The 395-nt window shown below is 38.2% G+C and carries 1 protein-coding gene; it reads left to right on the forward strand.

Translation table 11 applies throughout. The annotated features are described in order from the left end of the window. The coding region (locus tag GOQ17_RS16100) for a transposase (RefSeq protein WP_159639072.1) at positions 1-395 on the forward strand (395 nt) is incomplete at both ends.

The following is a 395-nucleotide window of genomic DNA, read 5'->3' on the forward strand; positions in this document are numbered from 1 at the left end:
ATTCTCCTAGACGAGCTGAGCTTAATAGGCTTAAACGTAAAGTATATCTCATGGATGCTACTATTATTCCCTTATGCTTAAGTGTATTTGACTGGGCTAAATTCCGCAGTGCAAAGGGAGCTGTTAAGCTCCATACTATACTTGATTATGATGGCTGTATGCCCAGTTTTGTGCATATCACCGATGGCAAACAACATGAATCTAAAATAGCTAAGACCATTTCATTTCCCAAAGGCTGTGTGGTTGTTGTGGATAGAGGTTATGTTGATTATGCTTGGATGAATGTTTTGGACAGCAATCAGTGCTTTTTTGTCACACGTAGTAAAAGCAACATGAAATATACAGTGGTTCGATCATTTCAAAGTGAAGCCCTCAAGGAAAATAACATCATTATG

The sequence above is a fragment of the Sphingobacterium composti genome (assembly GCF_009829075.1).
Lineage (GTDB): Bacteria > Bacteroidota > Bacteroidia > Sphingobacteriales > Sphingobacteriaceae > Sphingobacterium > Sphingobacterium composti.